Origin of the sequence: Paenibacillus sp. GCM10027626 (assembly GCF_042676285.1) — a bacterium.
In the GTDB taxonomy this organism is placed as follows: domain Bacteria; phylum Bacillota; class Bacilli; order Paenibacillales; family Paenibacillaceae; genus Paenibacillus_Z.
On record NZ_JBHTHC010000026.1, the window covers coordinates 1 to 16,191 of the forward strand.

13 protein-coding genes are annotated in these 16,191 nt (G+C 52.4%); all 13 read left to right on the plus strand.

Going from position 1 to position 16,191, the window contains the following annotated elements:
- Positions 1-391 (plus strand): hypothetical protein (locus ACFQ0N_RS32375; RefSeq protein ID WP_379334251.1); only part of this gene is annotated, 391 nt, incomplete at its 5' end.
- A gap of 662 nt (positions 392-1,053) precedes the next feature.
- A complete protein-coding gene (locus tag ACFQ0N_RS32380; RefSeq protein ID WP_379334252.1) occupies positions 1,054-2,667 on the plus strand; it encodes a response regulator in 1,614 nt (537 codons plus the stop codon).
- Between the two features lie 10 nt (positions 2,668-2,677).
- Positions 2,678-4,516 carry a cache domain-containing sensor histidine kinase gene (locus tag ACFQ0N_RS32385; protein WP_379334253.1) on the plus strand — a complete coding sequence of 613 codons (1,839 nt, stop codon included), beginning with the start codon at positions 2,678-2,680 and terminating at the stop codon, positions 4,514-4,516.
- Positions 4,516-5,517 (plus strand): substrate-binding domain-containing protein, encoded by a 1,002-nt coding sequence (locus tag ACFQ0N_RS32390; protein WP_379334327.1) that lies wholly within the window; start codon positions 4,516-4,518, stop codon positions 5,515-5,517. The genes ACFQ0N_RS32385 and ACFQ0N_RS32390 overlap by 1 nt, the downstream gene beginning before the upstream one ends.
- Positions 5,518-5,644: 127 nt before the next feature.
- Positions 5,645-7,144: a sugar ABC transporter ATP-binding protein gene (locus ACFQ0N_RS32395; protein WP_379334254.1), complete on the plus strand. Its 1,500-nt coding sequence runs from the start codon at positions 5,645-5,647 to the stop codon at positions 7,142-7,144.
- Positions 7,145-7,183: 39 nt separating this feature from the next.
- Positions 7,184-8,170, plus strand: a complete 987-nt coding sequence (locus ACFQ0N_RS32400) for an ABC transporter permease (RefSeq protein WP_379334255.1) — start codon at positions 7,184-7,186, stop codon at positions 8,168-8,170.
- A 56-nt stretch (positions 8,171-8,226) separates the two neighbouring features.
- Positions 8,227-9,228 (plus strand): ABC transporter substrate-binding protein, encoded by a 1,002-nt coding sequence (locus ACFQ0N_RS32405; RefSeq protein ID WP_379334256.1) that lies wholly within the window; start codon positions 8,227-8,229, stop codon positions 9,226-9,228.
- A gap of 34 nt (positions 9,229-9,262) precedes the next feature.
- Positions 9,263-9,907, plus strand: coding sequence for a fructose-6-phosphate aldolase (gene fsa / locus ACFQ0N_RS32410; protein WP_379334257.1), 645 nt, complete (start codon positions 9,263-9,265; stop codon positions 9,905-9,907).
- A gap of 18 nt (positions 9,908-9,925) precedes the next feature.
- Positions 9,926-11,485 carry a xylulokinase gene (locus ACFQ0N_RS32415; protein ID WP_379334258.1) on the plus strand — a complete coding sequence of 520 codons (1,560 nt, stop codon included), beginning with the start codon at positions 9,926-9,928 and terminating at the stop codon, positions 11,483-11,485.
- A 682-nt stretch (positions 11,486-12,167) separates the two neighbouring features.
- Positions 12,168-13,484 (plus strand): ABC transporter substrate-binding protein, encoded by a 1,317-nt coding sequence (locus tag ACFQ0N_RS32420; protein ID WP_379334259.1) that lies wholly within the window; start codon positions 12,168-12,170, stop codon positions 13,482-13,484.
- A gap of 102 nt (positions 13,485-13,586) precedes the next feature.
- Positions 13,587-14,489, plus strand: a complete 903-nt coding sequence (locus ACFQ0N_RS32425; RefSeq protein ID WP_379334260.1) for a carbohydrate ABC transporter permease — start codon at positions 13,587-13,589, stop codon at positions 14,487-14,489.
- A 1-nt stretch (position 14,490) separates the two neighbouring features.
- Complete coding sequence (locus ACFQ0N_RS32430; RefSeq protein ID WP_379334261.1) at positions 14,491-15,360, plus strand: carbohydrate ABC transporter permease; 870 nt, start codon at positions 14,491-14,493, stop codon at positions 15,358-15,360.
- 30 nt (positions 15,361-15,390) lie between these two features.
- Positions 15,391-16,152: a phytanoyl-CoA dioxygenase family protein gene (locus ACFQ0N_RS32435; protein WP_379334262.1), complete on the plus strand. Its 762-nt coding sequence runs from the start codon at positions 15,391-15,393 to the stop codon at positions 16,150-16,152.
- Positions 16,153-16,191: the final 39 nt, after the last annotated feature.

Here is a 16,191-nt window from a genome sequence, read left to right on the forward strand (position 1 = left end):
TTTTCATGAGACCGCCTCGTTTCGATTAGTTTGTGGGGACAAACATTACATCGACTGGACGGTCTTTTTTATTAGTTTTTTACCATTTATTGCATACCTTTTTTTGGCTAATCAACAGGCCTACACAAAACGCAATATTTTCAGCCGAAATCGCTGGATTTTGCGAAAATGTTGTACGTTCTGCAACAATCATCACCGTTTAACCCCCTTGATGGAGAAGATTGTTGCATTTCGTACAACAATTCGGGGACATGCTGAATTCCCCTTTAGGTTTGTTGCACAAACTGCAACATTTGAGGGGGAGAGGGCAGTTGGTCGGACTGTGGGGGCGTGTCGATTAATGGCGAGCAATGTCAAATCATCGCCAATATGCTGCAGTTTCCATTGGTAAGCGCGGGGGAAGCGGGCCTGAGCGGACCGTAGATCCGTTATCTGTGAACAAACGTGCCAAAACGGCGGGGCGGCGGACCGTGGTTCCGCTATCGGCCTCCAATCGCCTGGAAAATCAGGTGAACTCCGCAAATAAGGGATCGTGTGTCCGTGAAACTTCAAATTGTCCTGTTTTTCGGCGAATAACGGATCGTAGGTCCGCGTAGGTCACCGAGCTGCGCAGAAAGGCAGCTCGATTGCCCGGTTGCGGTGCTGGACCGTATCGATGGCCGGGATGCAGCTGTACTAGAACTGACGATCTCACATAGTTCGATTGTAATTTTTTGGACAACTTCTTTAACACAAATGAAATATTTCTGTGATGTACCGATAATATTAGTCGGGTATTATAATAGGCAAGACCCCCTTTTAATGATATATATCTTTAGAGTCTGCCCCGTTGGCAGGCTCTCTTTTTTTGTATACAGCTCAGGAGGGAGTTTGCCCAACAACAGCATTGATTTGACGGAGGCGCCATTGCGTACTATCATATTTCCCTAGATGGAGTAATCAGCTTACAGATGAAATGGCCGGAACTTCCAGGTTTGAACAGATCAATGTAAAGGCTTACAAAAACTTGGGCCGCTTGCACCGCTGCAAGAAACCAGATAGGGGGAAAATGGGATGTACGATATTATTATCGTGGATGACGAAGCGGTTATCCGGGAGGCGATCCTCGAACTGATAGACTGGAACAGTCATGGCTTCAACTGTGTTGCACATTGCGAGAACGGGATAGAGGCGCTCGAGCTGGCAGTCAAGCTGAGGCCTGCTGTTGTATTGACCGATATTTCCATGCCGTTTATGGACGGACTGGAAATGGCGCGCCGGCTGGCTGAAGAGCATCCCCGCTGCCGGATCGTGTTTCTGACCGGATACGACGACTTTGAATATGCCAGGCAGGCTGTCAAGCTGAAGGCAGACGATTATATGATGAAACCGATTACGGCAGCTGAGCTGCGCGCTCTGCTGGATAAGATACGGAACGAACTGGACGAGGAACGTTCCCGGCTGGAGGATATGGGCAGGCTGCGCCGCCAGTTGAATGAAAGCTTGCCGTTATTGCGGGAACGCTTTCTTGAGCGGTTGGCAACATCCGGAATGTCCAAGGAAGAAGCTGATGAAAGACTGGCTTATTTTGATATCGGCATAAGCGGTACGGATTACATTGTGCTGGCGATCGACCCTGATCACTTTCGGGTGCATGACAATGCTGACGATCATGAATTGCTGCGGTTTGCAGTATACAATATTGTGCAGGAGCTTGCGCACCGGCAAGCTCAATCGGCAGTGTTTCGCAGCCGTGAGGAGCGCGTGATGACCATTGTGTCAGGAGTCGATGCCGGCGGCAGCGGGCTGGAGGAGCGTGCACAGCAGCTCGCGGAGGAGATTCGAGAAGCGGCGGAGACTTATCTGGACATTACAGTTACAGTCGGCATCGGGCGTAAAGTCGGCGATTTGCGCGAGCTGGGCCGTTCATCGCGGGACGCCGTTACTGCGCTCGATTATCGGCTGCTGCTCGGCAACAACCGGGTGATCAGCATTTCTGACATGGAGGGCAGGGAAAGCGCACGCACTGTGGATACGGCTAGATGGGAGAAAAAGCTGATCTCGGGCATTCGCACCGGAACGGAAGAAGAAGTGGAGACGGCAATCTCAGAGATCTTTTGCCATTTGCAGCATGTTTTCCCGGCGATTGACCGATGCTACATCCAGATTCAAAAAATCATTCTTGCACTCATCCAAACCGTGGTCGAGCTGGGCGGCAGTGAGGCCGACGCATTTGGCCCACAAGCCAATCCGCTGACTGATATTTATGCTTTCACGAAGCTGGGCGATATCGAAGACTGGCTGAAAGCGGCCAGCCGCAGCGCCATTCGATCGGTCGCCGCGGCGAGGACGGATTATTCCCATATGCAGATGCTGCAGGCTGAAACGTATATTAGGGAGCACTATGACGACCCGGACCTGTCGCTCAAAATGATCTGCCAGCATTTGCATATGAGCGCGAGCTATTTCAGCTTGATGTTCAAACAGCATACCGGCCAGACTTTTGTCGAGTTTCTGACTGCCCATCGGATCGGGAAAGCGAGGGAACTGTTGAAGTTCAGCGACTTGAAAACCTATGAGATTGCCGAAAAAGTAGGCTATAGGGACCCTCATTATTTCAGCATGCTGTTCAAAAAAACGACTGGTCAGACACCGAAGGAACATCGGCAAAAAGTTACGGCGGAGTGAGGCTGAAGTTATGAAGTGGCTGCCTTTCAAAAGCATACAGACTAATATGGCGGCAATGTTCGCCGGTCTAATCCTGTCAACGGTACTGTTGTTCAGCTTCATTGCCTACCAGTTGTCCGCCTCGGCGGTGCGGATCACTGCGGAAGATTATACGGCCGAGCTGGTGCGTCAGGTCAATGCCAATATCCGGACCTATGTTGATAATATGCACACCATCTCTTCGCTGGCGCTTAATAACCGCGATGTGCGATCGTATATAGCCAACGCCGCAGCGATGCCGCCGGAGAAGCGGCTGGAGACGGAAGAGCGCATTTCGGATTTTTTTCATTCGGTGCTTATTTCACGCAAAGATATCGCCTCTATCAACATCTTTGGCTATGACGGGACGTTTGTCTCCGACAGACGGGACGTGCGGCTGAATCCGAACGTGAGCACCGCCGGGCAGTCGTGGTACAAGCTGGCCAAAGCGGCGGAAGGAGAAGTGGTCGTCTCTTCCTCCCATGTACAGCCGATCTTCAAAGATGAATACCGCTGGGTCGTCTCGCTCAGCCGGGAATTAAGGCAAGAGGACGGCACGGGCGTCGGCATTTTGCTCGTCGATCTGAATTTCAATGTCATGAATGATATGCTGGCGGAGATTGATCTTGGGCAGCGCGGTTATGTTTTCATAATCGATTATGACGGGAAGCTCGTTTATCATCCGCAGCAGCAGCTTGTTTACAGCGGCTTGAAGTCAGAATGGATTGACGATGTTCTTCGTCAGGGCAGCGGCAGCTTTATGACAGATGAAGGCAAGCAGAGCCGGATCTATACGATTCAGGATTCAGGGTTTGGCTGGAAAATCGTCGGGGTTTCTTATGCCAGCGAGCTAGTCGGCAACAAACGTACGATGGCGATGTCGTTTGTGCTGTGGGGCGGTTTATGCCTCCTCGTTGCCATTATGCTGTCCGTTTTGCTCTCCCGCACACTGTCGCGGCCGATCAAACGGCTGCAAGAGCGGATGCGCGAAGTAGAGCGCGGCAATTTGGACATTTTCGTCCCCGTGGACAGCCAGCGGGAAACTGGCCTGCTCGCCCGTACGTTCAACATTATGGTTGCCCGCATCAAAGAATTGATGAGCCAGGTCGTACGGGAACAGGAATTTAAGCGGCAAAGTGAGCTCAACGCCTTACAGGCGCAAATCAATCCGCATTTTTTGTACAATACGCTCGATTCAATCGTCTGGATGGCCGAGGCGAAACGATTCGAGGAAGTCGTTCTGATGACATCGGCGCTGGCCCGCTTGTTCCGCAGCTCCATCAGCAAAAATCAGACGCTTGTGCCGATCCGCACAGAGATTGAGCATATTTCAAACTATTTGACCATTCAAAAAATGCGTTACAGAAACAAAATGGATTACCGCATCGATGTTGATCCGGACATTTTGGACTGCCGGACGATTAAGGTGCTGCTGCAGCCGCTTGTGGAAAATGCCATCTACCATGGGCTGAAAAATAAATATGGCTCCGGGATGATTGAGATTACCGGCAAACGATCTGACAGCCGGATCATTTTCACCGTCACTGACGATGGGGTTGGTATGGATGAGGATACGCTCCATCGCATTTTGATGCCCGGCGACGGGCCGGAAGGCGGAAAAGGGGATGGAACAGGTATCGGAGTTGCAAATGTTCATGAGCGGATCAGGCTCTATTTTGGCCGGGAATACGGTCTTTCGTATGAGAGCGAACCGGAGGAAGGGACGACCGTAACGGTTGTTATTTCCGCAATCGGGCCGGTAGAGGCGGATGAACGGGAGAGTGCAGGCAGGAAGCGGGGGGAAGCCGGAGAGGAGGGAGATGTTCTGTGATGGTAAAGAACGGACGATTGGGGCGGATACTGTTTTTGCTGGCAGCGTTCATTGCCGCCGGAGCGCTCATTTATTACGCCGTGGTGCAATTTTCCTCTTACAACGAAGGAAACCGCAAGCTGAAAATTTCGGTAGTCATCAAGGAGTCGGAGTCGATGGAGTTCTGGCAAGTGTTCGCGGACGGCTCAGAGGCGGCGGCCAAAGAATTCGATGCCGACATTGAAGTCATCGGAGCAGAGAATGAAACGGACATCGACGGTCAAATCAGGCTGGTGCGGGAGACGATCGGCCGGGAGCCGGATGCGATTGTGCTGGCGGCCTCGGATTTCAACCGGCTCGTGCCAATTGCCGAAGAAATCGGGAAGGCGGACATCCCGCTCATTACCATCGATTCAGGTATTAACAGCGATTTGCCGCTAAGCTTTATCGCAACCGATAATGTGGCTGCCGGAGAGAAATCCGGCAATTTGATGGTCGAGCAGCTGCCCGGCAGGCGCGGCAAAGTAGCCATCATAAGCTTTGTAAGGGAGACGGCGACACAAATCGAACGGGAGCAAGGGGTACGCAATATTTTGGAGAAGACGCCCGGTGTGGAGGTGGTCGGCACATTTTACAGCGACGGGATCGAACGCAAAGCTTATGAAACGGCGCTTGAGCTGCTGGAGAAGCATCCCGATCTGGCAGGCATTGTCGGGCTGAACGAGCCGTCCTCCGTCGGTCCCGGCAAGGCGCTGCGCGAGCTTGGTTTGCTGGGGCGGGTTAAGCTGGTCGGTTTCGACAGCTCGGTTGAAGAGGTGAAGCTGCTGGAGGAAGGCATCATGCAGGCAACTGTCGTACAGCGGCCGTTCAATATGGGCTATTTGGGCGTCAAAACAGCCGTGCAAATCCTTCGGGGCGAGAGAGTACCCAAGGTCATCGATACCGGCTCCGTCATTATTACGAAGGCCAATATGTATGAAGACGAAAATCAGAAGCTGCTTTTCCCGTTTGTGGGAAAGTAGCTTTTTTTCCATTTATGAAGGAAGGAATATCTCCCACTCATGAAAGTAAGATATTCAAGCTTTTGTGGAAGTTATTCTATTCTTTCTAATTGTGAATCCGCTTACAATAAGGGCGTGAGGTGATCGCATGAACGAAGTGTTAGTCCGTATGGAAGAGATCAGTAAAGCGTTCCCCGGCGTTAAGGCGCTCGACCGTTGCCGGTTCGAACTGCATGCAGGCGAAGTCCATGCTTTGGTTGGAGAGAATGGCGCGGGAAAATCGACCTTAATGAAAGTGTTGACCGGTGTCTACGCCAAGGATGAGGGCACAATTTTTTATAAAGGAAAGCTATTCGACGCTGCAAACACAAAGGCGGCGCAGGATGCAGGTATTGTTATGATCCATCAGGAGCTGAATCTGGCCCAGGATCTGACCGTCGCCCAGAACATCTTTATCGGACGCGAACCGCGTCTGGCCGGGCTGTTCATTGATGAGAAACGCCAGGAAAAGATGGCGCAGCAGCTGCTCGACCGGCTGAATCTGAACATCAGTCCGCGAGAGGTTGTTTCCGGGCTGACGGTCGCCAAGCAGCAAATGGTGGAAATTGCCAAAGCACTGTCATTTCATGCACAAACGCTCATTATGGATGAACCGACAGCGGCATTAAGCGATACGGAAATTGAGGATTTGTTCGGCATCATCGGACAGCTGCGCGCGCAAGGTGTCGGCATCGTTTATATTTCCCATCGGATGGAGGAGCTGAAACGGATAACGGACCGCATTACGGTTATGCGCGACGGAGCTTATATTAATACCGTAAAAACGGCCGATGTGACGAGCGATCAAATTATTTCGATGATGGTCGGCCGCGAGTTTTTTCATAGCGTTCGCAGCGATATCGTAACTGAAAGCAGCGAGTCTGTATTGGAAGTAAAAGGGCTTTCCCGGGGCAATACGCTGAAAGATATCCATTTTAGACTGCGCAAAGGCGAAATTCTCGGGTTCGCCGGTCTGGTGGGAGCCGGCCGCACGGAAGTCGCCCGGGCCGTGTTCGGAGCTGACCCGATCGATTCCGGCGAAATTTTCATTCGTGGCAAAAAGGTGACGATGCGCAGTCCGTACGACGCCGTCCGCCATGGCATCGGCTATTTGTCTGAGGACCGCAAGCGGTTCGGCTGCATAGTCGACATGGATGTGAAAACAAATGTCGCCATCGCCTCCTTCGGCTCCTTCACCGGGGCCGCAGGCTTAATGAAAGACGGAGCCATCGCCAGTGCAGCGGACGGCATCGTGGAGAAGCTTCGGGTGAAGACGCCCGGCATCCATCAGAAGATGAAATTCCTTTCCGGCGGCAATCAGCAGAAGGTTGTTATCGGCAAATGGCTGACGCGCAACTGCGACATTCTGATCTTCGATGAACCGACGAGAGGGATCGATGTCGGTGCGAAGAGCGAAATCTACAAGCTGCTGGATGAGCTGGCGGCACAGGGCAAATCGATTATTATGATTTCTTCGGAGCTGCCGGAAATTCTCCGTATGAGCCATCGTGTGATTGTGATGTGCGAGGGACGCATCACCGGCGAGCTGCAGCATGATGAAGCATCGCAAGAAAGCATTATGAGTCTGGCAACAAAGCATATGGCCTAGCGGCCAAACCTTCAGTCCAAGAAAGAGAGGGAACCGGACATGAACTCGAATCCGTCCGTTGCAACAACGAAAACGTCCCGCCTCCCGTCAGGGATGCTCCAGCAGCTGCTGGCTTTCGCGAGCCTGATCATTCTGATCATCGTATTTTCACTATCATCGGCCAATTTCTTGCAGTTCTCGAACATTGCCGGCATTTTGCTGTCGACGGCTGTAATCGGCGTATTGGCGTTAGGTTCTACCTTCGTGATCATTACCGGCGGCATCGACCTGTCGGTCGGCACCGTGATGACGCTCAGCGCCGTTATGACCGGCGTGTTCATTTCGTACTGGGGTTTTCCGGTACCGCTTGGCATTATTGGCGGGATTCTAACGGGTGCAATATGCGGTTTCCTGTCGGGTTTTTTCGTCTCCAAGCTGAAAATTCCGCCGTTTATTGCGACGCTGGCCATGATGATGGTCGCCAAAGGGCTGGCGTTAGTCATCTCGGGGGCAAAACCGATTTATTTCACGGATGCGCCGGTATTTTCAAAAATTTCGCTAGGCACATTGTTCCCCGGCTTCGGCATTCCGAACGCGGTTCTGATCTTCTTTGCCGCAGCGGCGATCGGCAGCATTTTGTTGTCCAAAACGATTGTCGGCCGTTACAACTTTGCGTTAGGCAGCAATGAGGAGGCGACCCGGCTTTCCGGCGTCAACGTGAAGTACTGGAAAATCGTTATTTACACCATAACAGGTACGTTCACCGGTCTGGCCGGTGTGTTGATGGCATCCCGCTTAAGCTCGGCCCAGCCCGCTCTTGGCCAGGGCTATGAGCTGGAAGCAATAGCTGCCGTCGTCATCGGCGGCACGTCGCTAAGCGGAGGCAAAGGGACGATCATCGGCACGGTCATCGGCGCGCTGATCATGAGTGTGCTGACGAATGGGCTTCGCATCATGTCGGTACCGCAGGAATGGCAAACGGTCGTCGTCGGCCTCGTTATTCTGCTGGCGGTGTACACGGACATTTTGCGCCGTAAATCTGCATAAGGCATAACGGCCCGGCGCAGCTTCTGCAAGCAAAAACTTTTAAGGGGAGATCTGGAATGAAGAAGAGAACATTCGGCAAGTTCGTTACGGTTGCATCTGCACTGACGCTGTTTGCGGCACTTTTCACGGGATGCGGCAGCAGTTCGGAAGGTTCCGGCGGAGGAAACGGGGCAGGAGGGGACAGCGGCAAAATGTATATTCCGATCGTCTCCAAAGGGTTTCAGCATCAGTTCTGGCAGGCTGTCAAGCAGGGAGCCGAGAAAGCGGCCAAGGAGCTGGATGTGCAGATTACGTTTGAAGGTCCGGAATCCGAATCGCAAGTCGACAAGCAGATTGAAATGCTGCAGGTAGCGCTGGATAAGAAGCCGGCGGCGATTGGATTCGCAGCGCTTGACAGCAAGGCCTCCATTCCGCTGCTGGAGCAGGCAAAGTCGGGCAACATCCCGGTCATTGCCTTCGATTCCGGCGTTGAAAGCGAAATTCCGCTGGCAACAGCCGCAACGGATAATATTGCAGCAGCCGGTCTGGCCGCCGACAAGATGGCAGAACTGATTGGCAGCGAAGGTGAAGTGGCGATGATTGTGCACGATCAGACGAGCCGCACAGGGGTTGACCGCAGGGACGGCTTCAAGAAACGGATCGAGGAAAAGTATCCGAACATCAAAATCGTCGATATTCAATACGGCGGCGGCGATCATCTGAAATCGACTGACCTGGCCAAGGCGATTATGCAGGCTTACCCGAACCTGAAAGGCTTTTTCGGTTCCAATGAAGGCTCGGCGATCGGTGTGCTGAATGCAGTAAAAGAAATGAACATGCAGGGCAAAATCACGCTGATCGGCTATGACTCCGGCAAGCAGCAGATTGACGCCATCCGCAATGGGGAAATGGCAGGCGCCATCACGCAAAATCCGATCGGCATTGGCTATGAAACTGTGAAAGCGGCAGTCGCCGCAGCCAAGGGAGAAAAAGTAGAGGCGAATATCGACACTGGTTTTTTCTATTATGACAAGTCGAACATGGATAATGAAGAGATTAAAGCAGTGCTCTATGAATAAGCCGATTCGAGAGCAGAGAGGAGAGCGCCAGGGTATGGAACTTTACATTGATACAGCTGATCTGAAGCAAATAAAAGAAGCGATGTCGTGGGGGATTTTGGAGGGGGTGACGACAAACCCCTCTCTTATCGCCCGCGAGAAGCGCGGGTTTGAGGAACAAATCCGGGATATCGCTAAGGAGGTGCAGGGAAAAGTTTGGTGTCAGGCAACAGGTGCGGATGCCGCTGCAATGGTGGAAGAAGCCCGCATGTTTCAAAGTTGGGCGACAGATGTCGTCGTTAAACTGCCCATGGGAGCTGAAGGCATCAAGGCGGCCAGCCGGTTGTCGAAAGAAGGCATCGAGACAAATATGACGCTTGTCTATTCTGTCGGCCAGGCGGTGCTTGCCGCCAAGGCCGGCGTACAATATGTCAGCCCTTATTTGGGACGGGTCGACGATGTGGCCTGGTCCGGGGCGAACCTGATCGGTGACATCGCGGCCGCCTTCAGTCAGCTCGGATTGCCGACCAAAGTAATTGCTGCAAGCGTTCGCGGACCGCAGCAAGTGCTCGATATGTTCCGTCTCGGCGCGCACGCCGTGACAACCTCATACCCTGTGCTTGTTGCGATGATGAAGCATCCGATGACCGACATCGGATTGGAAGGATTTATGCAGGACTGGAGAGAGGCGGGATTGTAAAGCTAAGGGGGCGGTGAGATGTCGCGTTATATTATGGCCCACGATTTGGGCACTTCTGGCCATAAATGCTCGGTCTTTAATTTGAACGGAAAGGCCGTGGCCTCTGCCTCAATGTCTTATCCGACCTATTACGGCGAACGGGGCGCGGCCGAACAAGATCCAGCTGACTGGTGGGAGGCGGTTGTGCAGACAACGCGCAGCGTGCTGGAGCGGGTCGAGCCGGCGTCGATCGCCGCAATCGGTTTTAGCGCCCACATGATGGGTGTCTGTCCGGTGGATCATGAAGGCACACCCCTTGGGCGGGCGATGATCCATGCCGACACCCGCAGCGCGGAGCTGGAGCAGGAGGCATTCTCGCTCATCGATCCGGTCCGCTTTTACGAAAGGACAGGCAATCGGCTCGACAGTCACTATCCGCTGCTAAAGCTGCTGTGGCTGAAACGGCGGCGCCCGGATATTTACCGCAGAGCAGCACATTTTGTGCAGGCCAAGGATTATCTGGTGTGGAAAATGTCCGGCATGCGGGGGATCACCGACTTTTCGGATGCTTCTCTTACCGGGATGTTCCATATTGGCAAATGCCGCTGGGACGATGATATTATGGCGGCGTTCGGTATTGAGTCCGCGAAGCTGCCGGATATTGTGCCGTCGGCAACGCCGGCCGGCGGTGTAACGGCCGAAGCGGCGGCAGCGACCGGGCTGCTGCCGGGGACGCCGGTTATTTTGGGCGGCGGCGACGGTTCTTGCGCTGCGTTAGGTGCAGGGGCAATCGCCCCGGGCGACGCTTATGTCTATCTCGGGACGACCGCTTGGGTCTCGCGGGTCGTGGGCGCGCCTGCGCTGGATACAAGCAGGCGGATCTTTACAATGTGCGGTCCGACGGCCGGACTGTACAACGCGCTGGGCACGATGCAAACAGCGGGGGCCGCATACCAGTGGGCAGTCCGTGAGCTTGCATCGCGAGAGAGTTTACTGGCAGGGCAATCAGGACAGACAGGACAGATTGGACAGGCTGGACAAACAGGTCAGTCACCATATGAACTCGTTGAAAACGAAATCGGCAAATTGCCTTGGGGAGCGGATGGTTTGCTGTTCCATCCCTATCTGATGGGCGAGCGGTCACCATTATGGGATGAAGAAGTGCGCAGTTTATTTTTTGGCCTCAGCTTGAGCCATACACGTTTTCACATGCTGCGCGCTGTTCTGGAAGGTGTCGCTTATGCGCTCCGTTCAATTGCTGAACCGCTGCAGGAAAGCATTCCCATTGACCGTTATACAGTGATTGGCGGCGGTATGAAAAGCCCGGCTTGGCGTGAAATTATGGCCTCTGCGTTAGATGCGCCGATCCGCGTACCGCTGCAGATGGAAGAGGCGACATCCCTCGGGGCGGCGATGTCGGCCGGTGTAGCTATCGGCGCATACGCCGATTATGCCGATGCCTGGCGCCAGTTCGATGGGGGCAGCTATGAATATAAGCCGCAGGCCGACCGCGACCGCGTGCTCGCAGGATACAGCTTATACCGCGAGTTGTACGACCGGCTGCAGGAACTGTATCCGCAGCTTCAGCAATTGAGGTAGCTGAATTGCCTAAACTGGGGAGAGCTCGCTCGTAGCAGGACATACGGTCCGCTCTGGTCCGCTCGTTCATGTTGAACGAATGCTAACGGATGCCACAGACGCTATTTGCGAAAATTCGACCGATTTAAAATTGTAACGGAACTGTGAGCCCCTATTTGATGATGATGAGCCCGATTTCGCAAGAAAACGTCGAATTAAGATCGCTCATTTCCGTTAGATTTCAAAAAGGAAGGTAATTGACGAAATAAGGTCCGTGGCTTCCATTAGGGCCGCAAACGAACCTGACAACCCATATTCGGCTCAAAATGGGGCCTTGCGGGCTGTAACGAATCTACCGATCGTTATTCACCTAAAATCGGCCGCTTCCCCGCCTTTTTTCCATCAATAGCGTGTCTGAGGTTCGTTACACGCGAATCAAGTCGATTTTTCGGCCAATAGCGTGTCTCAGGTTCGTTAGCCCTCATCGTCAACATAGGGAGGATGAAATGGAGGGCCTCCGATTTGAAGGGGATTCGATTTTGCTGTAATCGAAAGGGAGAAAATGCATGTAGTTCCTCGTGAGAGGAGGAAAAATCCTTTTTAAAATAATAAAAAGGATTTTTTTATTTATAATCTGTCCTCAGCGTGAATACAATGATTTTGAAAGCTCCTTATTACCAACTGATAAAGGTGGGGGTTGAGCGTGAGGAATCATACGTTGGCAAGCAAAGCGGCGTTCGTGCTGCTGGCATGTGCGCTTATGTTTTCGCTGGCACTTACGGCGTGCGGTAACGGGGGAAACAAGGGTGGTAACGGCGGCCAGAGCGACGGCAACAAATCAAAGGTTGTTGTATGGTATTTATGGGGCGGAGCTGAAGGGGAGGTTATGGAGGAAATTATTCAGGACTTCAACAGTAGCCAGGATAAATATGTAGCTGAAGGTCTGTCCGTACCGGATGAACAAAAAGTGAAAGTGGCGATCGCAGGCGGCAACGGGCCGGATGTGACGGATTCCTTCGATTGGAGCGTCCCGCAGTATGCCCAACAGGGAATTGCTCTTTCGCTGGAGGAGTTGATTGCCAGAGATCAATATGATTTGGCGGATTTTATTCCAGCTGCCATGGAAGCGGTCAAATATGACGGCAAAGTTTATGCGCTGCCGCTCAATGTTTCTTTTTCGCTGATGTATTACAACAAAAAACTGCTGGCTGACGCGGGGTTTACAGAGCCGCCGAAAACAGCCAGCGAACTGCTTGAAGTGGCCCGCAAGACAACGAAGCTCAACGCCGACAAGTCGATTGATGTGCTTGGTTTTCCGTCATACCCGTCTGAAGGCCATGCATTCAGCGCAATGGCCTATGGATTCGGATCAACCTATTTGAATGCTGATGCTACAGAGTTGACGATGAATAATGAAAGCACGATGGCGGCGATGAAGCTCATTACGGATTATAATACTGAATTCGGCGTTGATAACATCCGGCAAGTTCAGGCATCCGGCAAATGGCTCGACCCTACCGATCCATTCCTGACGGGCAAGCAGGCGATTCGTTTTGACGGGCCATGGCTCTCCGCCCATATTAAAAAGAAACAGATTGATATCGATTACGGCATCGCGCCGCTGCCATATCTGGACAGCAAACCTGAGAGCGCCGGCGGCGGAGTAAACAGCAGCTCAATCTTCTACATTGCCAAGACGGCGAAAAATGTTGACGGCGCCTGGGCGTTTATGAAGTATCTCTATTCTCCCCCGGCGTTGGCCAAGTTTTTGGTGAAGCTCGGCAATATTCCGGCGACGAAGGCAGCTATGGATGAGCCTGCAATGCAAGAACTTGCCGACGGCAAGCAAATCATTGAGCTGAGCAAAAGCCCGAATTTGAAATCAATCCCGAATTTTGTGAAGCGGAACGACTTTGATAAAGCGATGAACGAGGAACTGGAGTTAATGTTCAATCTCAAGCGATCGCCGGAGGAAACGATGAAAGCATTGGAAGAACGTTTAACTCCAATGTTGAAGTAAGCCGTGATTCAGCAGCAATGCATGGTGTCGCGGCAGTGCATCCTCTCCGCCCCGCCCGGAAAGCGGAGGGGATGACTTCCCAAGGAAATGAGGGAGACCAGTGTGCTAAGGAGGACGACGATAACCGGTTTGCTTTTTTCCAGTCCGTTTATAATTGGATTTTTGGTCTTTACGTTATATCCGATTGGCGCTTCTCTCGTCTACAGCTTTACCGATTTTAATATGTTCAAGGCGCCGACATGGGTCGGGCTAGACAATTATAAATGGGTGTTGAGCGAGAAGGAAGTGTGGAAAAGTATTACCAACACCCTCTATATGGTGCTTTTTGCTACCCCTGTAAGCCTCATCGTCGGATTGCTGCTTGCGCAGTTGCTGAACATAAAAGTGAGAGGGCAGTCTGTTTACCGCACGCTGTTTTATATTCCGTCCATCGTCCCGGCGATTGCCACCTCGCTGGTATGGATGTGGGTGCTGAACCCGAAGAGCGGGCTGATCAATACAGCGCTCAGCTATATCGGCATTCGCGGCCCCAACTGGCTGCTGGATCCGGTCTGGACGAAGCCGTCGCTGATTCTTATGGGGGCATGGGGAGCCGGGGGAACGATGATTATTTTTCTGGCTGCACTGCAGGATGTGCCGAAAAGTTTGTATGAATCCGCAGAAATGGACGGCGCAGGCAAAATCCGCAAGTTTTTCAGCATTACACTGCCGAGCATTTCACCCATTATTTTGTTTCAGTTAATTATGGGCTTGATCACTTATTTTCAATATTTTGCCCAGGCGTTCATGCTGGCTTCCTTAACGAATTCGGGCGCCAATCAGACGATGGCCGGTCCGGAAAAGTCGCTGCTTTTTTATGCGATTCTGCTGTATCGCGAGGCTTTTGTCGATTTTCGCATGGGGCATGCCAGCGCAATGGCGTGGATTTTATTCATCATCACGTCAGTCGTCACTTATCTGATCTTCCGCACGTCGAACCGCTGGGTCACATATGGAGGTGAATGAGATGACAGCCGCTACGGCAAATGCGCTCGGACGGTCAAGGTCTGGCGGGCGCGGAGGGAAAATCGTCTCGCATTTCTTTCTTGTTTTGTTCGGAATTGTGTTTGCGGCACCGCTCTGCTGGCTGCTGCTCACTTCGATCAAGTCGGACAAGGAGCTGTACGCCAACCCTCCGGTCATCGTGCCGCCATCGCCCCGATGGGCGAATTATGCGGATGTGTTCCGGGAAATTAATTTTATCGGCATGACCTGGAATACGCTGTTCATTTCCCTGTTATGCGTAATCGGAATTATGTTCTCGGCTCCGCTTGTCGCTTATGCCTGCTCGCATATCGACTGGAAAGGGAAAAAGCTGATATTTGCGCTGGTCATTGCGACTCTGCTGCTTCCTTATCAGGTGACGATGATTCCGACTTATATGATTTGGAATAAGCTGGGTATGATTGGCACTTATGTTCCGCTTGTATTACCGGCTTTTTTAAGTGCGGGCGCGGGGTACTATATTTTTTTGCTGCGGCAGTTTTTTATGACGATTCCGCCATCCTTGATTCAGTCGGCGAAAATTGACGGGGCCTCGGAACTCCGCATTTATGCGCAAATATTGCTTCCGCTGAGCAAGCCGATCATCGCCACGGTGGGGGTGCTCATTTTTCTGGCGACCTGGTCGGACTTTCTCGGCCCGCTGCTTTATTTGAACAATGAAAAACATTACACGCTCTCGCTGGGGCTATACGCCTTTATGCAGACGCATTATGTCATGTGGGAAAAATTAATGGCTGCCTCCGCCATGTTTACGTTACCGATTATCGTCTTGTTTTTCTTTGCCCAAAAGCAGTTTATTGAAGGAATTACGCTGACGGGCATCAAGGCGTGAAAAGCGTCATAAGGACAGGAGGGACGCACAGTGAAGTTATCGGCTGAACAGAAGCATTTTTTTGCAGAAAATGGTTATCTGGTTGTGCCAGATCTATTAAGTCCGGACCAGTTGGCTGAGCTGAAGACGATGGTGGACAGGGTGCTGGATGGTTCGGTCAAACCGGAGCGCGGCAGGCCTGATGGCGATTTTATGCTGCAGCTGGAGCCCGGTGTCAAGGATCGTGCGGACATCCCGCGCAAGGATAAAATCCGTGTGGCGTTTCATTTATGTCATACGCATTCCTATTTTTGGAATCATGCGGCAAGGCCGGAAATTGTTGATGTAATTGAGTCGCTGCTTGGTCCGCAAATCAGGCTGTATACCGACCAGCTATTCGTCAAACCGGCCAATCACGGAAGCGAAGTGCCCTTTCATCAGGATCATGCGTACTGGACACAGGTTCAGCCTTATAACATGATCAGCTGCTGGTTGGCGCTGGACGATGCAACCGTTGAAAACGGCTGTGTTCATATGCTGCCGGGCACGCATAAACAGTTACTGCCGCACCGCGAATTTGAAGGAACGCAAAAATACGGCTTGCTGGAGGAGGACGTGGAGCTTGCCGGAGAAGTGCCTGTCGAAATAAAGGCCGGCGGCGCGATGTTCCATCATTCGCTGACGGTCCACCGCAGCTTTCCCAATCGAAGCGATAAAGGCCGCCGGGGCCTGGTGTCCATCTACATGCCGGCTGATCTGACCTTCGTCAAACCGTGGGACTTCGAATATGGGTTTAAGCAAATCCGCGGATGATTATGATGAATTAGCAAAATAAATAATAGTCCAAGGAGC

What these genes read in the sequence shown, in the direction of transcription:
- ACFQ0N_RS32380 (WP_379334252.1), top strand. Translation starts at nt 1,054, where the DNA reads ATGTACGATATTATTATCGTGGATGACGAAGCGGTTATCCGGGAGGCG.
- ACFQ0N_RS32385 (WP_379334253.1), top strand. Translation starts at nt 2,678, where the DNA reads ATGAAGTGGCTGCCTTTCAAAAGCATACAGACTAATATGGCGGCAATG.
- ACFQ0N_RS32390 (WP_379334327.1), top strand. Translation starts at nt 4,516, where the DNA reads ATGGTAAAGAACGGACGATTGGGGCGGATACTGTTTTTGCTGGCAGCG.
- ACFQ0N_RS32395 (WP_379334254.1), top strand. Translation starts at nt 5,645, where the DNA reads ATGAACGAAGTGTTAGTCCGTATGGAAGAGATCAGTAAAGCGTTCCCC.
- ACFQ0N_RS32400 (WP_379334255.1), top strand. Translation starts at nt 7,184, where the DNA reads ATGAACTCGAATCCGTCCGTTGCAACAACGAAAACGTCCCGCCTCCCG.
- ACFQ0N_RS32405 (WP_379334256.1), top strand. Translation starts at nt 8,227, where the DNA reads ATGAAGAAGAGAACATTCGGCAAGTTCGTTACGGTTGCATCTGCACTG.
- fsa (WP_379334257.1), top strand. Translation starts at nt 9,263, where the DNA reads ATGGAACTTTACATTGATACAGCTGATCTGAAGCAAATAAAAGAAGCG.
- ACFQ0N_RS32415 (WP_379334258.1), top strand. Translation starts at nt 9,926, where the DNA reads ATGTCGCGTTATATTATGGCCCACGATTTGGGCACTTCTGGCCATAAA.
- ACFQ0N_RS32430 (WP_379334261.1), top strand. Translation starts at nt 14,491, where the DNA reads ATGACAGCCGCTACGGCAAATGCGCTCGGACGGTCAAGGTCTGGCGGG.